Below are 19,006 nucleotides of genomic sequence, written 5' to 3' on the forward strand. Positions count from 1 at the left end.
GTACGCGTTCTAGTTCTTACGTCTTCTGGTTCGGTCCGGGAATGTGTGGAGAGGACGAGCTCATGGCCGCGGAACCCGTCATCGTCGAAGCCGTACGTACGCCCATCGGCAAGCGCGGAGGCGCGCTCGCCAATCTTCATCCCGCGTATCTCCTCGGCGAGACGTACCGGGAACTGCTCGGCAGGACCGGCATTCACGCCGACTGCGTCGAGCAGATCGTGGGCGGCACGGTGACCCACGCGGGCGAACAGTCCATGAATCCGGCGCGCACGGCCTGGCTCACCATGGGCCTGCCCTACGAGACGGCGGCGACGACCGTCGACTGTCAGTGCGGCTCCTCGCAGCAGGCCGCGCACATGACCGCCAACATGATCGCCGCCGGTGTCATCGACATCGGCATCAGCTGCGGGGTCGAGGCGATGTCGCGGGTGCCGCTCGGCTCCGGCTCCAAGCACGGGCCCGGCAAGCCGTTCCCCGAGGAGTGGAACGTCGACCTGCCCAACCAGTTCGAGGCCGCCGAGCGCATCGCGCGCCACCGCGGACTGACCCGCGAGAACGTCGACTCGCTCGGCCTCATCTCGCAGGAGCGTGCCGCGACCGCCTGGGCCGAGGAGCGCTTCAAGCGCGAGACGTTCGCCGTGCAGGTGCCCACGAACGAGGACGAGCAGGCCGCCGGGCAGGGCATGTGGCGGCTCGTGGACCGGGACGAGGGCCTGCGCGACACGACCATGGAGGGGCTCGGCGGGCTCAAGCCGGTCATGCCGACCGCCGTGCACACTGCGGGGAACTCCTCGCAGATATCCGACGGCGCCTCGGCGATCATGTGGGCGTCCAAGCGGATGGCGCGTGCCCTGAAGCTCAAGCCGCGGGCCCGGATCGTCGCCCAGGCGCTCGTCGGCGCCGACCCGCACTTCCATCTGGACGGGCCGATCGACGCCACGCGCGCCGTGCTCGGCAAGGCGGGCATGTCGCTCAAGGACATCGACCTCGTCGAGATCAACGAGGCGTTCGCGTCCGTCGTGCTCAGCTGGGCGCAGGTCTTCGAGCAGGACCTCGAGAAGGTCAACGTGAACGGCGGGGCCATCGCCCTCGGCCACCCCGTCGGCGCCACCGGCGCCCGGCTCATCACCACCGCCCTGCACGAACTGGAGCGCCAGGACAAGGAGTTCGCGCTCATCACGATGTGCGCGGGCGGCGCGGTGGCGACGGGCACGATCATCCAGCGGCTGTAGCGGGGGCCCGCGCCGGGGCTGGCCGGAACGCACGACGAAGGCGGCACCCTCCCACGGGGGGAGGATGCCGCCTTCTCGGGTCAGCTGTGGGCCGGCCGGGCTCAGTACGAGCCGGCGGACTGCCAGTGGGTCCAGGCGGCACAGGGGCTGCCGTAGCGCTCGTTCATGTAGTTGAGGCCCCACTTGATCTGGGTCTCGGGGTTGCTCTTCCAGTCGCCGCCGGCCGCGGCCATCTTGTTGGCGGGCAGGGCCTGGACCAGGCCGTAGGCGCCGGACGACGCGTTCGTCGCGTGGGGGTTCCAGCCGCTCTCGTGGGACACGATCTTGTCGAAGCACGCGAACTGTGCGGCGCTCATCTTCTGCTGGGCGATCGCCTTCGGCGAAGAGGTGGCAGCGGCGTTCGACGCCGGGGCGGCGGCCATGACCATGCCGGCCGTGGCGGCAGCCAGGGCGACACCGGCGAGGGCCTTCTTCGGAGCGGCGATGCGGCGGAGGATGGTGGCGGACAAAGCGTGAACCTTCCGTCGGGGTCAGGGGCCGCTTCGCACGCCCTGCGGCGTACAGAGGCGCCGGGGCCCTGGTGGGGGCCGTCGGCGCCTTGCGACTCCTCCAGAGAAACAGGCCCGGACCCCCGTGGCAATTGCCCCTTTTACTAGTTGAGGTCGCATGTGGTGGAAATGTCCCTCGCGTGACCTGGCTCTCATTACCCAGGTCGGGGGCTGTTTTGGTGGGGACGCGTCAAGAGATCGCGTCTACGGCCACGCCTCGTAGGTGACCTGGGTCATGTGGGGTGCTTCACGGCGCGGGCACGTTTCGGTGACGCAGCGCGCGTGAACCCCTACGGCTCGGTGGCCTCGAATGTGACGGGGGCTTCGAACGCGGCCCGGCGCGTGGCCCGCCGCAGCGCCCTCAGGAGCGCCGGGCCGACGGTGACGGTGAGGACGACGGTCAGGGCCGCCCGGCCCAGGTCCCAGCCCAGCGACGTGGCCAGGCAGTAGGCGAGGAAGCGGACCAGGTTCTCGTGCAGCGGGGCGCCCGCCTGGAACGCGACACTCGACGACAGCGAGTCCAGGAACGGCCAGCCGGCCAGGTTCATGACGGTGCCGTACGCGAACGCGGCCAGGAACCCGTACGCCGCCAGCATCAGCACCTCGGCGCGGCCGCGCAGCCGGTCCGGTCCTGGCAGCAGGCCCGCGCCCATCGTGAACCAGCCCATCGACAGCATCTGGAACGGCATCCACGGACCGACCCCGCCGGTGAGCAGCGCGGACGCGAACATGGTCACGGACCCCAGCACGAACCCGAAGCCGGGCCCGAGGACGCGCCCGCTCAGCACCATCAGGAAGAACATCGGCTCGATCCCGGCGGTCCCCGCCCCGATCGGCCGCAGCGCCGCGCCCGTCGCGGCAAGGACCCCGAGCATCGCCACCGCCTTGGGCCCGACCCCGCCCTCGGACACGGCGGCCGCCACCACGCCCACCAGCAGGACGAGCAGCCCCGCGAACAGCCAGGGCGCGTCCTGCGCATGCGCGCTGACCTGCGACGAAGGGCCCGCGAGCAGCGGCCACCCGAAGGCGGCCACCCCTACGGCGCTGACGAGGAGCAGGGCCACCACGGAGCGAGGGCCGAGGCGCACGGCGCGGGCCTGGCGGTCGGGGCGCCCGGTCCCGGGTGCGGTCTTCATGCCCCGTCCTGCGTCGGTCCCGCGGCCTCAAGGGCCTCGCGGACCTGGGCCACCGTGAGCCACTTGCCCGGGGCCAGCACCTTGGCGACCTGGGGGGAGAAGGCGGGGGAGGCCACGACCACCTCGGAGGTGGGACCGTTCGCCACGATCTCGCCGTCGGCCAGGACGGCGACGCGGTGGGACAGCTCGGCGGCCAGTTCCACGTCGTGCGTGGCCAGGACGACGGCGTGCCCGTCGGCCGCGAGGCCGCGCAGGACCGTGACCAGGCGGGCCTTCGCCGCGTAGTCGAGACCGCGCGTCGGCTCGTCGAGCAGGAGCAGCGGAGGGCGGGCCGTCAGCACGATCGCCAGGGCGAGGGTGAGGCGCTGGCCCTCCGAGAGGTCACGGGGGTGGGTGTCGTCCGCGATGCCGGGCAGGAGCCGCGAGACCAGCTCGCGGCAGGTGCCCGGATCCGCGCCCGCGTCGTGGTCGGCGGCCGCGCACTCGGCGGCCACCGTGTCCGCGTACAGGAGGTCCCGCGGTTCCTGCGGGACCAGGCCGACCCGGCGGATCAGCTCGCGCGGGCCCGTGCGGTGCGGGACCGCGCCGCCCACCAGGGCCGTGCCGGACGACGGGCGGACCAGGCCGACCAGGGTGGACAGGAGGGTGGACTTCCCGGCGCCGTTGCGGCCCATCAGGGCGACGATCTCGCCGGGCCCGACCGAGAGGTCGACGTGCCGCAACGCCTCGACACGCCCCCGCCGCACCGCGAGCCCCGCGACCTCGGCGACGGCGGGCACCTCGGGCTGCCTGCCGGAACGCAGCAGCGACCGGCGGGAGGCGGGGGAGGCGGCGGCCTGCGGCTGCTCATGAGGCTCGCGCGGCTCGTGCCCCGCCAGGCGCTCCCGCAACTCCCCGGACCTGCGCCGTGCGTCCCGCACCGTCAGCGGCAGCGGTGACCAGCCCGCGAGGCGGCCCAGGTCCACGACCGGCGGGAACACCGGCGACACGGCCATGATCTCGGCGGGGGCGCCGAGCAGCACGGGTTCGCCGGGACCTGCGAGGAGCGCGACCTGGTCCGCGTACTGCACGACCCGCTCGAGCCGGTGCTCGGCCATCAGGACCGTCGTGCCGAGGTCGTGCACGAGGCGCTGCAGCACCGCGAGGACCTCCTCCGCGGCGGCCGGGTCGAGCGCGGACGTCGGCTCGTCGAGGACCAGGACCCTTGGATGCGGGGTGAGGACGGAGCCGATGGCGACGCGCTGCTGCTGCCCGCCGGACAGCGTCGCGATGGGACGGTCGCGCAGGTCGGCGAGGCCGAGCAGGTCGAGGGTCTCCTCGACGCGGCGCCGCATCACGTCGGGCGCGAGGCCGAGCGACTCCATGCCGTACGCGAGCTCGTCCTCGACCGTGTCGGTGACGAAGTGGGAGAGCGGGTCCTGCCCCACCGTGCCCACCACGTCGGCGAGTTCGCGCGGCTTGTGCGTACGGGTGTCGCGCCCCGCGACCGTGACGCGCCCGCTCAGCGTGCCCCCGGTGAAGTGCGGCACGAGCCCGCTCACCGCACCGAGCAGCGTCGACTTGCCGACGCCGGACGGCCCCACGAGCAGCACCAACTCGCCTTCGGGTACGTCGAGTCCGATGTTGCGCACCGTGGGTGTCGCGGCCCCGTCGTACGTCACCGAGACGTCCTCGAACCGGATCATGAAGCCTCCTTCGAGGGTGTTTCGGCGAGCGGCGGCGCGGGCGCCACGAACGCGGGAATCAGCCCGAGCAGCACCCCGGCCGCGGGCCACAGCGGCAGCGTCGGCGCGGCCAGCGGCACGACGCCGGGCGCCAGGGCCGAGGGATCGTAGGAACCGGCCCGGATCATCACGGCGGCGACGGCCGCCCCCGACGCGGCGACGAGCCACGCCCGTACGCCCCACACGTCGGGCCGGTACCGGGTGCGGACCGAGCGGCGCCCGCCGAGCCAGAGCCCGCCGAGCGCGGCCGCCACCCCGGCGAGCAGCACGGGCAGCCCGTACCGCGCGCCGTCCGCGGTCAGCAGCCCGTACGTACCCGCGCACACCCCGACCAGGCCGCCCAGCGTCAGCACCGCGGTGACCCGGCGCACGGCGGCCGGGACCTCGGCCGTACGTCCGTACCCGCGCGCGTCCATCGCGGCGGCCAGCGCCACCGACCGCTCAAGGGCGCCCTCAAGGACCGGCAGACCGACCTGCGCCAGGCCCCTAAGCCCCTTGTCGGGCCGGCCGCGCAGCCGGCGCGCGGCCCGCAGCCGCCGTACGTCGGCGATCAGGTTCGGCGCGAACGTCATCGCGACGACGACGGCGACCCCGGCCTCGTACAGCGCGCCCGGCAGGGACTTGAGGAGGCGGGCCGGGCTCGCGAGGGCGTTCGCCGCGCCCACACAGATCAGCAGCGCGGCCAGCTTCAGGCCGTCGTACAGCGCGAACACCAGGCCCTCGACCGTGACCCGGCCCCCGATCCGCACCCCCTGCGCCCACTCGGGAAGCGGCACCTCGGGCAGAGTGACGAGCAGGTGCGTGCCCGGGATCGGCGACCCGAGGAACACCGCGAACAGCAGCCGGATCCCGATCACCGCGAGCCCCAGCTTCACGAACGCCCCGTACGAGCGCGCCCACGGCGCCGACGTGCGCCGCGCGGCCACCACATACCCGGCCACCCCGATGAGCAGCGCGAGCAGCAGCGGATTCGTCGTCCGCGACGCCGCCGTGCCGAGCCCGAGCGCCCAGAGCCACCAGGCGCCGGGATGCAGCGCGTTCGAGCGGTGGGCCCGGGGCGCGGCGAGGGGACGACGGCGCGCGGACGGCCCCGTCCCCGGGCCACGCGCGAGGCGCGGACGCGGGGCGGGGTGCGGTGGGCCTGCGCCGGTGCTGCTCATCGTGTCGTCGTGTCCGCGTCCGTCAGCCGCGCCGGCGGCGGGTCTGCCAGACCGCGGCCGCGCCGAGCACGACGACAGCGGCGCCGCCCGCGATCAGACCGACGGAGGGGCCACCGCCGTCGGACGCCACCGCGCTGTCCTTCTCGGTGTCCTTGGACTCGGTGTCCTTGGAAGAAGACACCTGCTCGCCGCAGCCCGTCTTCGGGTAGCCGGCGATGGAGCACAGCAGCGCCTGGTTGTTGTAGCGCAGCGGCTTGGCGACGGCGGCGAGCGCCTCCGCGCTGGTCGCGTCGTCCGCGACGCGCGCACACGCCGTACGCGGCTTCGGCGGCGTCTCACCGGACGGCGCGTCCTGCGCCGTGCCGAAGTCGATGACGAGCGCGACCCGCTTCTCGCCGCCCCGCGCCGGAGTATCCGCGCAGATGGAGTCGAAGGACGCGGCCCCTCGCGGCTTCGCCGAGTCCTGCGAGTCCTCGCTCACGGAGAACCGGAACCCCTGTACGTCGCCGTCCGACGGGCGGGCCGTCGACGGGCCCTGCGAGGCGTACACCCACGCGGAGCCGTCGCGGTCCCAGAACGACCAGTAGCGATAGCCGGTGGCCTGCGCCTGGCCCGCCCCCGCAAGGAGCGCGCACAGCACGCCCAGCAGTCCCAGGACGGTGACGGCCGGACCGCGGCGGCGGTACGTGGTCACAGCTGCTGCTTCTTGCGGCCGCCGCTGAACAGGAACCCGATGCCGATGCCGGCGACGGCCGCGACGGCGACGACGTACCAGACGCTGATACCGCCGCCGTCCTTCTTCTCGTCCTTCTTCTCGTCGGCCGCGGCCTTCGTGGAGGAGGGCGCGGGACCGGTCGCGTTCAGGGCCTTCACGAGGTCGGTGCCGCCGAAGTCACGGGGGTCGGCGCCGGCCGCGTGCGAGGCGAGGACGAGCTGGGCGTAGGCGGCGGGACCGCTCTGCGCGGCCCACTGCGTGGCGTTCTTCTCAAGCCAGCTCAGCGCGGGGGCGGCCTGGTCGCCGTGGCCCGCAGCCGAGAGCGCGGTGACCGCGTCGGCCGTGTTGCCGTAGTCCGGCTGGTCCTTGGCGCCCGGCATCGACGACATGAGGTGGTGGTCCTTGGCCAGCGCCTCGGTCAGGTAGGCGGAGCCGTTCTGGGCGGCCTGCGCCGCGTCGGGGGTGCCCGAGCCTTTGCAGGACGGGGCCCCGGCCTGCTTCGCGCCGTCCGCGGCGAGGCCCTTGCCGAGCCCGCCGAGCACACCGGCCGCCGTCGCGTCCGCGTTGGCCGCGAGCTTCCCCTTCTTGTCCGGCTGGTACGCGAACGCGCCCCCGCCGTCCTTGCCGCACGGGATGGACAGCTTGACGAGCGCGGCCTGCGCCGACGTCACCTTCTCGCCCGCCGCGGCGAGCGCGCCGATCACCACGGACGTGGAGTTCGCGTCGCTCGCGCCGCCCGGGTTGTAGCCCCAGCCACCGTCGTCGCCCCGGACGGACTCCAGCCACTTCACGGCCTTGCCGACCTCGGCGTCGTGCCCGCCGAGCGCGGCGAGCGCCTGCACCGCGGCGCCCGTGCTGTTGGAGTCGAGAGGCGTCTTGGCGTCGCACGCCTTGCCCGCGTCGGCGCGGAACGCGGCGAACCCGCCGTTCGCGCACTGCTGCCCGGTCAGCCAGTCCACGGCCTTCGCCGCGGGCTTCACACCGGCAGTGTGCTGGGCGAGCAGCGAGAGTGACTGGCGCCAGACACCGTCGTACGTCGGGTCGGCCTTCCCGTAGAGCCCGGAGGGGATCGCCACCGAAGGGGACGCGGAGGGCGCGGAGTCGTCCGCGAGGGCGGCCGGGGCGGTGGCCATGCCGATGACGGCGGTGGCCGCCACGAGCGCGGCGCTGCGGCGAATGTTCATGGTGGGGCGGGTGCCTCTCCCTGCGGGGAGCCGGGCGGCACGGCACACGCGGGCACCGGGCGGCTCCGGCTCCGTATGCCTCGACGGTGCCGGCCACCGGCGGGGGCCGATGACACGAGCCGGTCACGCGCCGCACGGGGCAGTCCGGCTCACCACCTATGTGGTTCACGGTTGCGGGGTCAGCGCCGGATTCGCACCGGCTTCCCCCCGTGCGCGCATGATGACGACCCGCCCACTGTACCGGCCCGTAGGGGGCCGCTCTCGGGGCGTGAGGCAGGGATCACGAAGCCGGGCCGGCCCCCCGTGGGGGAAGCCGGCCCGGCTCGTGGACGTGATGTCTCCCGACGCCGCCGTGGGCTAGCGAATGTCGATGGACCCGTTGTCGCCCTGGCGGCGCTCCAGCTCGCCGCCGGCCTTCTTGGCGTCGGGGTCCGGCGTGCCGAGGTTGCGACGGACCGAGTCCAGGATGGTCAGACCCTGGCCGACGAGGCCGGCCGCGATCTCACCGAGGCCGTCCGCGCCGTTGAGCACGTTGACGTTGGCGCCCGCGAGACCGCCGGCCGCTTCCTTCACGATCTGCGGCAGCTGGTCGATCAGCATCCGGTCGAGCGCGACCCGGTCGTACGACGCAGCCGCCGCGGCCTGGATCTTCATCCGCTCGGCCTCGGCGATGGCCATCACGCGGATCCGCTCGGCGTCCGCCTCCGCGGGCTTCACGACCTCGGCCACCAGCTGCTGCTGGCGCAGTTCGGCGGCCCGCTCGGCCAGTTCGGTGCGCGCCGCGAGGACCTCCTGCTCGGCGTGCGCCTGGGCCAGCGGCCCGGCCTGTGCGGCCGCCGCCTGCGCGCGGTCCACCTCGGCCTTGTACTCGGCCTGGACGACGGCGGTGTGCCGGGCGTACTCGGCCTGGTTGCGCTGGGCCTCCTGCTGCGCCTGGGTCGAGGCCTGGGTGGCCGCCGCCTGGGCGATCTGGGCCTGCCGCTGGATGGCCGCCTTGTGCGGGGCGGACATCGCGTCGATGTAGCCCGTGTTGCCGTCGTCGATGGACTGGATCTGGAGCGAGTCCACGGTCAGTCCGATCTTGGCCATCTCGGCCTTCGAGGTGTCGAGCACCTCGGCGGCGAGCTTCTGCCGCTCCGTGACGATCTCCTCGACCGTCATCGAGCCGATGATGGAGCGCAGGTGACCGGCGAAGATCCGGCCGGTCAGGATCGACATCTGATCCTGGTCGGACAGGAACCGCTGGCCGGCGTTGACGATGCTCTCCGTGTCGTTGCCGACCTTGAACGCGATGACGGCGCGCACGGTCAGGGCGATGCCCTGCCGGGTCACGCACTTCTCGACGACCTCGGCCTCAGACATGGCCAGCGAGAGAAAACGGGTCTTGCGGAATATGGGCAGGACGAACTTTCCGTGACCGGTCACGACCCGGAACGGCGCTCCCCCAAGTCCCCGCCTGCCACCCGAGATCAGCATCGCCTCATCGGGAGCGGGAACGCGATATCCGAACATCCTTGAGTCTCCTTAGCGGGAGCCACCCGTGCTGCCGGAGCCGTCGTCGGGCTCGTCCAGCGACGGATCGGTCCAGGCCATGACGACGACCTGGCGGGTGCCGCGGGACTCGATCACGAGGACGGTCGTCCCGCGTTGCAGGGGCTCGTCGGACCACGCGAAGAACGTCTCGCTACCGCCCCTGACCCTCACCAGTACCTCGCCCGGGCCCTCCGATCCGCGCGTGCCGATGACCAGCTTCCCCGTACAGCCGACCACGGCCTCGTCCGGCGCCATCGGTGGCCGCCCCCTTGTTGTTTCCGGTTCTGAGGTGACTGACATTACGCCGGTTGGGACCGGCGGACTATGCGCCGGAAGCCTTGTCGGACCGGCCCCTTCGTACGCCCGGTAAAGATCACGCAAGGCGGGTAAAGGCGGGGTCAAGCAGCCGGGTCAGACGGCCACGTACGTCACGGGGTCGCTCCCGGCCACGGCCTCCGCGCGCCCCAGCTTCACAAGCCGGCGCAGATGGGCCTCGGCCTCCGAGACGGCGATGGTGCGCGACCCGAACGGGATCTGCGCCCAGGGCCGGTTCCACTCCATCCGCTCGGCGAGCTGCCAGGGGGTGAGCGGGGTGGCGAGCAGGGTGAGCAGGCCGGTCAGGCGCTCCTCGTGGTGGTCGAGCAGCTCCCGTACGCGGGCGGGGGCGTCGGTGAACGTGTGCTGGTGGGCCGGGAGCACCTCGGCGGGGGCCAGGCGGCCGACGCGCTCCAGCGAGTCCAGGTAGTCGCCGAGCGGATCGGTGACCGTGGCGTCGTCCGGGTCCTCGTACAGGCCGATGTGCGGGGTGATCCCGGGGAGCAGATGGTCGCCGGAGAAGAGGCGGCCGTTGCCCGCGAGTCCGGCGGGGTGGTCCTCCTCCAGGTGCAGGCAGACATGGCCAGGGGTGTGGCCGGGCGTCCAGATCGCGCGCAGGCGGCGGCCCGGCAGGTCGAGCAGGTCGCCGGGGGTGATGGTGCGGTCGGGCAGCGCGGGGTCGAGGCCGGGGAGCTTGCGGGGGCGGCCCTCGTCACGGGCCGCGATCAGCGGGGCCACGTGGTCCTCGGGTGCGCCGGCCGCCGCGAGCTTCGCCGCCATGAACGCGTACCAGCGCGACGGCGGGTTCTCGCGCGTGCGGCGCACCACGGCCGCGTCCGCCTCGTGCATGGCGATCCAGGCGCCGGACGCCTCGCGCACCTTGGCGGACAGGCCGTGGTGGTCGGGGTGGTGATGGGTGATCAGGACTCCCGTCACCTCGCCGACGCTCGTTCCGCACGCGGTGAGGCCCTCGCTGAGCGCGTCCCAGGACTCCGGGTCGTCCCAGCCCGTGTCGATGAGGACGGGCCCGCGGTCGGTGTCGAGGAGGTGGACCAGGGTGAAGCCGAGCGGGTTGTCGGGGATGGGCACCCGAAGGGACCAGACGCCTCCGCCGTGATCGGTCACCTGCGTCATCGGGCCCCACCTCTCGTACGACGACCTCGAACTCCCGTCACTGTAATAGAACTTGTTCCAATGGTCGCCCGAGGTGACCGATGTGCCCGGCGCCCTGGGAACGGGCGCCGGGCACATCGGGTGGGTCAGGAGGTGATCGTGTTCGCCTGGTTGATCACGGCCACGGCCTGGTCGTCGTGGAGCGAGGAGAACAGGTCGTCGTTGAGCCGCTCACCCGTCGTCGCGTCCGACTCGTAGTGGCTGTTGGCGCCGACGATCTGCGGGTTGTAGTTCAGGGCACCGATGAACATGGGGCCGCCGCTGGCGCCGTGGCCCATGTCGCAGTCCATCTTCAGACGGTCGTCCGTGGGCCACCACGGGTCGGCGTCCTCGGTGTTGCCGTAGCAGAACATCATCCGCTGACCGGTCATGTCCGTGCGGTGGTAGCCGTCGCCCGGGTAGCCGTAGGTGGCGGCGTCCGAGTAGTCGGTCACCGAGCCGAAGACATAGCCGAGGCCGCCCACGTTGTCCTGCAGATTGCCGTACGTGGCATCGGACTTGAGCACGATCGCCGCCAGGTCGGCGTTCTCCGAGTCGTGGCTCGCCGTCCAGGCGTTGGGCGCGAACATCTTGTCCCCGTACCAGCGGCCCCAGGGCTCCTGCCCGTCCTTGTAGCCGGGGACGAACTCGACGTTCTTCGACCAGCCGGCGTCACCGCTGCCGTCGCCCAGGTGCACGCAGTGGCCCGCGGTCCACAGGGTGCGCTTGTTGTTGGAGACGATCACGGAGGCGGTGCAGCTGAAGGGGTCGCCGTTCGGCTTGTCGAAGAACAGCTTGCCGACCATGACGTTCGGGAACGAGGTCGAGTACGGGACCTCCTGCGCGACGGAGATCTCGGTGGCGGCGGCGGCCAGGGTGGTGGCCGAACTCGGTGCCGTACGGCCGGAGACGGCCTTGGGCTGGACGGCGTCCGCGGTGGCGGTGGCGTGGCGGTCCTGCTGCTGGGGCGCGCGTGACGAGCCCTTGCGGCGGGCGTCGGTCTTGAGCAGGGGCTCCGGGTGGGCGAGGGCCCGCTTCATCCGCTCCGGGGTCCAGTGCGCGTCGATCTGTGCCGCGGATTCCTTGACAGTGTGGACGTCCACGCCCGGCAGGCCTTGGTGCTGACCGGTCGCGGCCGCCGCGGTGGGGCTGAGGAGGCCGCCCACGAGAGCGGCGGCACAGGCCGCGGTCGCGGCTATGCGCTGGATGTTCATGCAGTTCCTTCTGGGTGAGGGTGATGGTGATGTGGTGACCATGCGCGTGCGTGATGGCGTGATGGCATGCGCATGTCAGCGCTGAGCGAGATCGCCCAGCGGGTTCTTGGGGGTGGGGAGAGGTCGGCCGCCGCTACCAGCAGGCAGGGTCGAGGAGTTGGTGCGTCACGGACGTGTCGCAGACGCTCACGCCCATGGCGTCGTCCGGTTCGGCGTAGCGCGTGCGGGCCTGCTCCCAGCCCTCGCGGATCTGCGCCGTGTCCATCGACGAGGTGTCGGGCAACTTCCGTCCGTGCTGGGAGAGAAGGGTGCGCCACTGCCGGATCATGGCGTCCCGGGTGGGCGGAGGCCCCGCCTCCCGTACGGTCACGGCCGGTTCGTCCGCGCGTGCGGCGAGCGCGGACGCGGTGCCGCCCGCGGTCACGGCCGCGACGGCGACGACGACGGCGATCCGCGCGCCACGGCTGCGCAGCGGCCTGCGGGCCCGTCGGTCAGTGCTGTCTAACGGGTGCTCGCCCGTGTCCTTGTTCATCCCCCACCCCTCCCCTGAGGATGATCATGGTAGCCGGGAGAATGTGACCAAATGTGTTTGCCCGGTGTGGGATCGGTGATGCCTCGCCGGCCCGCATGCTGCCCGCCCGTGGACTACTGGAACTGGAACTGGTATCAGTTTCTAAGGTTCTGATACTGCGTCAGAAAACGTCCCGCGGAAGGCGGTCGGCCATGGCCGGGCATGAGGAACGGCTCGCGGAAGAGTTCGTGGAGCATGGACAGCTGTTCATCGGCGGGGAGTTGACCGATCCCGTCGGCACGGACGTCATCGAGGTGATCTCCCCGCACACCGGCGAGGTCTTCGGGCGCGTGCCGCACGCCGCGCCCGCCGATGTGGACCGGGCCGTCGCCGCCGCCCGCAAAGCCTTCGACGAGGGGCCCTGGCCACGGGCCTCCCTCGACGAGCGGATCGCGGTCGTCACCCGCATCAAGGACGCGATCGCCGTACGGCACGAGGAGATCGCCCGCCTCATCTCCTCGGAGAACGGCTCCCCGTACTCGTGGAGCGTCCTCGCGCAGGCCCTCGGCGCGATGATGGTGTGGGACTCCGCGATCACCGTCGCGAAGAACTTCACGTACGAGGAGACGCGCGACGGCGCGCTCGGGAAGATCCTCGTGCGCCGCGAGCCGGTCGGCGTCGTGGCGGCCGTGGTCCCGTGGAACGTCCCGCAGTTCGTGGCCGCGGCCAAGCTGGCGCCCGCGCTGCTCGCCGGCTGCACCGTCGTCCTCAAGCCGTCGCCGGAATCGCCGCTCGACGCGTATCTGCTCGGCGAGATCGCGAAGGAGGCGGGGCTGCCGGACGGGGTCCTGTCCATCCTTCCCGCGGACCGCGAGGTCAGCGAGTACCTCGTCGGGCACCCCGGCGTCGACAAGGTCTCCTTCACCGGATCCGTGGCCGCGGGCAGGCGCGTCATGGAGGTCGCCTCGCGCAACCTCACCCACGTCACCCTCGAACTCGGCGGCAAGTCCGCGGCGGTCGTCCTGCCGGACGCGGACCTCGCGACGACCGTCCCCGGCCTCGTCCAGTCCGCCTGGATGAACAACGGCCAGGCCTGCGTCGCCCAGACCCGCATCCTCCTGCCCCGCTCGCGCTACGACGAGTTCGCCGGAGCACTCACGGAGGCGGCGGCCGCGCTCGTCGTCGGCGACCCGCTCGACCCGGCGACCCAGGTCGGCCCGCTGGTCGCCGAACGCCAGCAGCGCCGCTCCCTCGACTACATCCGCATCGGCCAGGAGGAAGGCGCCAAGATCCTCACCGGCGGCGGCCGTCCCGCCGGGCTCGACCGCGGCTGGTACGTGGAGCCGACCCTCTTCGGCGACGTCGACAATTCGATGCGCATCGCCCGCGAGGAGATCTTCGGCCCGGTCATCTGCCTGCTCCCGTACGGCGACGAGGCCGAGGCGGTGAAGATCGCCAACGACTCCGACTACGGGCTCAGCGGCAGCGTGTGGACGGCTGACGTCGCGCACGGCATCGACGTCGCGCGGCAGGTGCGCACCGGCACGTACAACGTGAACACCTTCAGCCTCGACATGCTCGGCCCGTTCGGCGGCTACAAGAACTCCGGTCTCGGCCGGGAGTTCGGGCCCGAGGGGTTCAGCGCCTTCCTGGAGCACAAGATGATCCATCTGCCGGCCGGCTGGGAGGCGTGATGGGGGACCGCTGGCACGTCGAGGTCGACCGGGGCGTCTGCATCGGCTCGGCCCAGTGCGTTCACCACGCCCCGGGCGCCTTCCGTCTCGACTCCGGCAGGCAGTCCCGGCCCCTCGAGGCGGAGGCCGACGCCAACGAGAAGATCCTGGCCGCGGCGGAGGGCTGCCCCGTGGAAGCCGTCATGATCACGCTGCTGGGCAGTGGGGAGCCGGTCTTCCCGCCGGAAGACTGAAGAAAAGTCCCCTTTGAAGGGTTGCGTCACGGTGTGGGCGGTCTATTCTGGTATTGGCCTATGAGGCGAGTGAGGGAGTCCCACCGGAGTAGCCGACTGTGGCGCGACGCAAACGGCATCCGCCGTGGCCGACGTCGACGGTAGGGCTGAGAGGCCTGAAGGCAGTAGCAGAGCCGGAAGGCGACCCCCAATACCTGATCCGGACCATGCCGGCGCAGGGAACCCGTCTCGTAGGTCTTTTCCGTGCTCTCTTCTGTGCCCCGGTGCCGCTCACGCCCCGGGGCACCGGTACTCCGCGGGGCCGCCTACTTACGGGCGTCCGGCGTGGTGAGGTCGATCAGCCGGCACACCGTCTCGATGTCTATCTTCACCTGTGCGATCGACGCGCGCCCCGACAGCCAGGTGATGAGCGCCGAGTGCCAGGTGTGCTCGATGACGCGGACCGCGGAGAGCTGCTGCGGGGTCGGGTCGTCCAGCTCCATCGCGTCCAGGATGATCGCCGTCGTCTGCCGGGAGACCTGGTCGACCTCGGGGCTCACGCTGCGGTCGGCGAAGGTGAGGGCGCGCACCATCGCGTCGGCGAGGTGCGGCTCGCGCTGGAGCGCGCGGAAGGCCCGCATCAAGGTCTCCGCGACCCGCTCCGAGGGCAGGTCGGACGAGGGCGGGCGCTTGCGGACCGTCGCGTGCATGTGCTGGAGCTGGTCCTGCATCGTGGCCACGAGGAGATGCACCTTGGACGGGAAGTACCGGTACAGCGTGCCGAGAGCGACCTGTGAGGACTCGGCGACCTCGCGCATCTGCACGGCGTCGAAGCCGCCGCGGCTGGCCAGCTGGGCGCTCGCGTGCAGGATGCGGCGGCGGCGCGCCTCCTGGCGCTCGGTGAGGGGCGGCGACGCCGGATGTGCTGTCTTCGCTTCCGCTGTCATGTGTCCCGTTCCGTGGCTGTCAAGCCGTAATCCGGTGCTTTCGAGAGGCTCATCATGGCAGGGGAGCGGGGGCTCCGTCGTGGCGCGAATCACCTGATCCGAGCGTTACAGCGAGGCTACCTGCCGGTAGATTCTGTGCTCCTTGAACGATCAAAGAGCCGGCAACTCTGAAACTTGTTCTAGATTACCGCCCACGCGTAGTCTCGCGTGAACGTGCCGCGAGAAGGGGGCCACGAGTGACCGCTGAGGCCATGGAGGCGGGCCCTCGGGCCGGTTCCTCCGCCGACGGTGACCGTCCGTTGCGTATCGCTCTCCTTACGTACAAGGGGAACCCGTTCTGCGGCGGACAGGGCGTCTACGTACGTCATCTGTCCCGCGAACTCGCCCGGCTCGGGCACCAGGTCGAGGTCATCGGATCCCAGCCCTACCCCGTCCTCGACGAGGGCGACGACCTGAAGGGGCTCAGGCTCACCGAGCTGCCCAGCCTCGACCTCTACCGCAGCCCCGACCCGTTCCGCACCCCCAAGCGCGACGAGTACCGCGACTGGGTCGACGCGCTCGAGGTCGGCACGATGTGGACCGGCGGCTTCCCCGAACCCCTCACGTTCTCGCTGCGCGCCCGGCGCCATCTGCGGGCGCGGCGCGGCGAGTTCGACATCGTGCACGACAACCAGACGCTGGGCTACGGCCTGTTGGGCGGGCCCGCCGCGCTCGGCGCCCCCCTCGTCACCACGATCCACCACCCCATCACCGTCGACCGGCAGCTGGAGATCGACGCAGCGCCCGACTGGAAGCGCCGCGCGTCCGTACGCCGCTGGTACGCGTTCACGCGGATGCAGAAGCGCGTCGCCCGCCGCCTGCCGTCCGTGCTCACCGTCTCCGGGACCTCGCGCCAGGAGATCGTCGACCACCTCGGCGTACGCCAGGACCGGATCCGCGTCGTGCACATCGGCGCCGACACCGGCCTCTTCTCGCCGGACCCCTCGGTCGCCGAGGTGCCCGGCCGCATCGTGACGACGTCCAGCGCCGACGTCCCCCTCAAGGGACTCGTCTTCCTCGTCGAGGCCCTCGCCAAGGTCCGCACCGAGAACCCGGCCGCCCACCTCGTCGTCGTCGGCAAGCGCGCCGAGGACGGGCCCGTCGCCGCGGCCATCGAGAAGTACGGCCTCGAAGGCGCCGTGTCCTTCGTCAAGGGCATCACCGACGCCGAACTCGTCGACCTCATACGGTCGGCGGAGGTCGCCTGTGTGCCCTCCCTGTACGAGGGCTTCTCGCTGCCCGCGGCGGAGGCCATGGCCACTGGCACCCCCCTGGTCGCCACCACCGGCGGAGCGATCCCCGAGGTCGCCGGGCCCGACGGGGAGACCTGCCTCGCGGTGCCCACCGGCGACGCGGGCGCGCTGGCCACCGCGCTCGGCAGACTCCTGGACGACCCGCAGCTGCGGGCGCGGCTCGGCGCCGCCGGACGCGAACGCGTCCTGAGGAACTTCACCTGGGCCCGCGCGGCGCTCGGCACCGCCGAGCTCTACCGCGAGTCCATCGCCCGCTCGGCGGCCCGGACCATCGGCGCCGCGGCCACCACCCCCCTCGAACGTGCAGGATCCGACCGCGAAAGCAGGGCCACGTGCTGACCGTCGACTTCACCCGCTTCCCGCTCGCCGCAGGCGACCGCGTCCTCGACCTCGGCTGCGGAGCCGGGCGGCACGCGTTCGAGTGCTACCGGCGCGGGGCCCAGGTGGTCGCCCTCGACCAGAACGGCGAGGAGATCCGCGAGGTCGCCAAGTGGTTCGCCGCGATGAAGGAGGCCGGTGAGGCCCCCGCCGGCGCCACGGCCACGGCCATGGAGGGCGACGCCCTCAACCTCCCCTTCCCGGACGCCTCGTTCGACGTCGTGATCATCTCCGAGGTGATGGAGCACATCCCCGACGACAAGGGCGTGCTCGCCGAGATGGTCCGCGTCCTCAAGCCGGGCGGCCGCATCGCCGTGACCGTGCCCCGCTACGGCCCCGAGAAGGTCTGCTGGACCCTCAGCGACGCCTACCACGAGGTCGAGGGCGGCCACATCCGCATCTACAAGGCGGACGAACTCCTCGCCAAGATGCGCGAGGCGGGCCTCAAGCCGTACGGCACCCACCACGCGCACGCCCTGCACTCGCCGTACTGGTGGCTCAAGTGCGCCTTCGGCGTCGACAACGACAAGGCGCTGCCCGTGCGGGCGTACCACAAGCTCCTGGTCTGGGACATCATGAAGAAGCCGGCGCTCACCCGCGTCACCGAGCAGCTCCTCAACCCGGTCGTCGGCAAGAGCTTCGTCGCCTACGCCACCAAGCCGCACCTGCCCAAGGCCGAGGCGTGACGAGCCCGGAGAAGACCGAACACCTCGTCCTGCCCGGCGTACTGACCGCCGAGCAGGCCGCCGCGACCGTCCGCGGACTCCTCGCCGTGCAGCGCGAGGACGGCGCCATACCGTGGTTCCGCGGCCACCACCTGGACCCGTGGGACCACACCGAGGCCGCGATGGCCCTCGACGCGGCCGGCGAGCACGAAGCCGCCCAACGCGCCTACGACTGGCTCGCACGCCACCAGAACGAGGACGGCTCCTGGTACGCGGCCTACGCCGACGGCGACGCCGGTGACGTCACCGACCACGGGCGCGAGACCAACTTCGTCGCCTACGTCGCCGTGGGCGCCTGGCACCACTACCTCTCCACCGGCGACGACGCCTTCCTCGACCGGATATGGCCCACCGTGTACGCGGCCATGGAGTTCGTGCTGCGGCTCCAGCAGCCCGGCGGGCAGATCGGCTGGAAGCGCGAGCCGGACGGGACGCCCGTCGACGAGGCGCTCCTGACCGGCAGTTCGTCCGTGCACCACGCGCTGCGGTGCGCCCTCGCGATCGCCGAACAGCGCGAAGAGCCCCAGCCCGACTGGGAGTTGGCGGCCGGCAGCCTGCGGCACGCGATCCGCCGCCACCCCGAGCGGTTCCTCGACAAGGACCGCTACTCGATGGACTGGTACTACCCCGTCCTCGGCGGCGCCCTCACCGGCTCAGAGGCCGAGGAGCGCATCCAGGCGTCCTGGGACCGCTTCGTCGTCCCCGGACTCGGTGTGCGCTGCGTCGTCCCCAACCCGTGGGTCACCGGCGGCGAGAGCGCCGAACTCGCCCTCGCCCTGTGGGCAGTGGGCGAGTCCGACCGCGCTCTGGAGATCCTCCAGTCGATCCAGCACCTGCGCGACCCGGAGTCGGGCCTCTACTGGACCGGCTACGTCTTCGACGACCGGGCGGTCTGGCCGAGGGAGCTGACCGCGTGGACGGCCGGTTCGGTGCTGCTCGCCGTCGCCGCGCTCGGCGGCGACGAGGCCACCTGCTCGGTGTTCGGCGGCCGCCTCCCGGCGGGCTTCGAACCGGACTGCTGCGAGGGAAGCCCCGCTCATTAGCGGCGCAGCCGGCCCGCGACGGCGTGCCCGACGAACAGGTACACCAGCGCCGCCAGGCCGTAGCCCGCGACCACCCGCGCCCATTCGTCGTCGAACGTGAACAGGTCGTGCGACCAGCCGGCGAGCCACAGGGCCGCGTCGTGGATGAACTGCACCAGGGAGTTGGCGCGGTTGGCTTCCAGCAGGTACATCAGGATCCACAGGCCGAGGATGGCGGCCAGGATGTCTGCGACGACCATCACGATCATCGCGGCTTGGTTGGTGCCTCGCGTTGCTTGGCTGGGAGACATG

At 72.0% G+C, this 19,006-nt stretch carries 19 protein-coding genes and 2 riboswitches; of the genes, 6 read left to right on the top strand and 13 right to left on the bottom strand.

Going from position 1 to position 19,006, the window contains the following annotated elements:
• Nucleotides 1-62: 62 nt before the first annotated feature.
• Nucleotides 63-1,232: a steroid 3-ketoacyl-CoA thiolase gene (locus tag OHA58_RS25250; protein WP_375985985.1), complete on the top strand. Its 1,170-nt coding sequence runs from the start codon at nt 63-65 to the stop codon at nt 1,230-1,232.
• Nucleotides 1,233-1,333: 101 nt separating this feature from the next.
• On the opposite strand, the gene OHA58_RS25255 is transcribed toward OHA58_RS25250, so the two are convergent.
• The 11 genes from OHA58_RS25255 to OHA58_RS25305 form a co-directional block, all read right to left on the bottom strand.
• On the bottom strand, nt 1,334-1,741 hold the full coding sequence (locus OHA58_RS25255; RefSeq protein WP_405481563.1) for a transglycosylase SLT domain-containing protein: 408 nt from the start codon (nt 1,739-1,741) through the stop codon (nt 1,334-1,336).
• A 329-nt stretch (nt 1,742-2,070) separates the two neighbouring features.
• Complete coding sequence (locus OHA58_RS25260) at nt 2,071-2,916, bottom strand: ECF transporter S component (RefSeq protein WP_405481564.1); 846 nt, start codon at nt 2,914-2,916, stop codon at nt 2,071-2,073.
• Nucleotides 2,913-4,601 carry an ABC transporter ATP-binding protein gene (locus tag OHA58_RS25265; RefSeq protein ID WP_405481566.1) on the bottom strand — a complete coding sequence of 563 codons (1,689 nt, stop codon included), beginning with the start codon at nt 4,599-4,601 and terminating at the stop codon, nt 2,913-2,915. The genes OHA58_RS25260 and OHA58_RS25265 overlap by 4 nt, the downstream gene beginning before the upstream one ends.
• Complete coding sequence (locus tag OHA58_RS25270) at nt 4,598-5,800, bottom strand: energy-coupling factor transporter transmembrane component T (protein ID WP_405481567.1); 1,203 nt, start codon at nt 5,798-5,800, stop codon at nt 4,598-4,600. Before OHA58_RS25270 ends, OHA58_RS25265 begins: the two co-directional genes overlap by 4 nt.
• A 22-nt stretch (nt 5,801-5,822) precedes the next feature.
• Nucleotides 5,823-6,494 carry an SCO2322 family protein gene (locus tag OHA58_RS25275; protein ID WP_405481568.1) on the bottom strand — a complete coding sequence of 224 codons (672 nt, stop codon included), beginning with the start codon at nt 6,492-6,494 and terminating at the stop codon, nt 5,823-5,825.
• Nucleotides 6,491-7,699, bottom strand: coding sequence for a prenyltransferase/squalene oxidase repeat-containing protein (locus tag OHA58_RS25280; RefSeq protein WP_405481570.1), 1,209 nt, complete (start codon nt 7,697-7,699; stop codon nt 6,491-6,493). The genes OHA58_RS25275 and OHA58_RS25280 overlap by 4 nt, the downstream gene beginning before the upstream one ends.
• 137 nt (nt 7,700-7,836) lie before the next feature.
• Nucleotides 7,837-7,906: riboswitch (cobalamin riboswitch) on the bottom strand.
• A 150-nt stretch (nt 7,907-8,056) separates the two neighbouring features.
• Nucleotides 8,057-9,211, bottom strand: a complete 1,155-nt coding sequence (locus OHA58_RS25285) for an SPFH domain-containing protein (protein WP_405481571.1) — start codon at nt 9,209-9,211, stop codon at nt 8,057-8,059.
• Between the two features lie 12 nt (nt 9,212-9,223).
• Complete coding sequence (locus tag OHA58_RS25290) at nt 9,224-9,487, bottom strand: hypothetical protein (RefSeq protein ID WP_405481573.1); 264 nt, start codon at nt 9,485-9,487, stop codon at nt 9,224-9,226.
• 156 nt (nt 9,488-9,643) lie between these two features.
• Nucleotides 9,644-10,681 (bottom strand): MBL fold metallo-hydrolase, encoded by a 1,038-nt coding sequence (locus OHA58_RS25295; protein WP_405481574.1) that lies wholly within the window; start codon nt 10,679-10,681, stop codon nt 9,644-9,646.
• A 125-nt stretch (nt 10,682-10,806) separates the two neighbouring features.
• On the bottom strand, nt 10,807-11,913 hold the full coding sequence (locus tag OHA58_RS25300; protein WP_405481576.1) for a trypsin-like serine peptidase: 1,107 nt from the start codon (nt 11,911-11,913) through the stop codon (nt 10,807-10,809).
• A gap of 133 nt (nt 11,914-12,046) precedes the next feature.
• Complete coding sequence (locus OHA58_RS25305) at nt 12,047-12,445, bottom strand: hypothetical protein (protein ID WP_405481578.1); 399 nt, start codon at nt 12,443-12,445, stop codon at nt 12,047-12,049.
• Between the two features lie 191 nt (nt 12,446-12,636).
• On the opposite strand from OHA58_RS25305, the gene OHA58_RS25310 reads away from it, so the two are divergent.
• Nucleotides 12,637-14,118 carry an aldehyde dehydrogenase gene (locus tag OHA58_RS25310; RefSeq protein WP_405481579.1) on the top strand — a complete coding sequence of 494 codons (1,482 nt, stop codon included), beginning with the start codon at nt 12,637-12,639 and terminating at the stop codon, nt 14,116-14,118.
• Nucleotides 14,118-14,351: a ferredoxin gene (locus OHA58_RS25315; protein ID WP_116502330.1), complete on the top strand. Its 234-nt coding sequence runs from the start codon at nt 14,118-14,120 to the stop codon at nt 14,349-14,351. The genes OHA58_RS25310 and OHA58_RS25315 overlap by 1 nt, the downstream gene beginning before the upstream one ends.
• A 61-nt stretch (nt 14,352-14,412) precedes the next feature.
• Nucleotides 14,413-14,589: riboswitch (TPP riboswitch) on the top strand.
• A 67-nt stretch (nt 14,590-14,656) separates the two neighbouring features.
• Here the strand turns inward: OHA58_RS25315 and OHA58_RS25320 are convergent.
• Nucleotides 14,657-15,277, bottom strand: coding sequence for a TetR family transcriptional regulator (locus tag OHA58_RS25320; protein WP_116502331.1), 621 nt, complete (start codon nt 15,275-15,277; stop codon nt 14,657-14,659).
• Nucleotides 15,278-15,513: 236 nt separating this feature from the next.
• Here OHA58_RS25320 and OHA58_RS25325 point away from each other — a divergent pair, with 236 nt between their 5' ends.
• The 3 genes from OHA58_RS25325 to OHA58_RS25335 are packed head-to-tail and all read left to right on the top strand — an operon-like array spanning nt 15,514 to nt 18,715.
• Nucleotides 15,514-16,908 carry a glycosyltransferase family 4 protein gene (locus OHA58_RS25325; protein WP_405481580.1) on the top strand — a complete coding sequence of 465 codons (1,395 nt, stop codon included), beginning with the start codon at nt 15,514-15,516 and terminating at the stop codon, nt 16,906-16,908.
• Nucleotides 16,902-17,633: a class I SAM-dependent methyltransferase gene (locus OHA58_RS25330; protein WP_266564762.1), complete on the top strand. Its 732-nt coding sequence runs from the start codon at nt 16,902-16,904 to the stop codon at nt 17,631-17,633. The genes OHA58_RS25325 and OHA58_RS25330 overlap by 7 nt, the downstream gene beginning before the upstream one ends.
• A complete protein-coding gene (locus OHA58_RS25335; RefSeq protein WP_405481581.1) occupies nt 17,630-18,715 on the top strand; it encodes a prenyltransferase in 1,086 nt (361 codons plus the stop codon). Before OHA58_RS25330 ends, OHA58_RS25335 begins: the two co-directional genes overlap by 4 nt.
• Here OHA58_RS25335 and OHA58_RS25340 read toward each other — a convergent pair.
• Nucleotides 18,712-19,005: a hypothetical protein gene (locus OHA58_RS25340; RefSeq protein WP_405481583.1), complete on the bottom strand. Its 294-nt coding sequence runs from the start codon at nt 19,003-19,005 to the stop codon at nt 18,712-18,714. The two genes, OHA58_RS25335 and OHA58_RS25340, sit on opposite strands and share 4 nt — an antisense overlap.
• Nucleotide 19,006: the final 1 nt, after the last annotated feature.

The organism is Streptomyces sp. NBC_00009 (assembly GCF_045040855.1).
Classification (GTDB): domain Bacteria; phylum Actinomycetota; class Actinomycetes; order Streptomycetales; family Streptomycetaceae; genus Streptomyces; species Streptomyces aureus.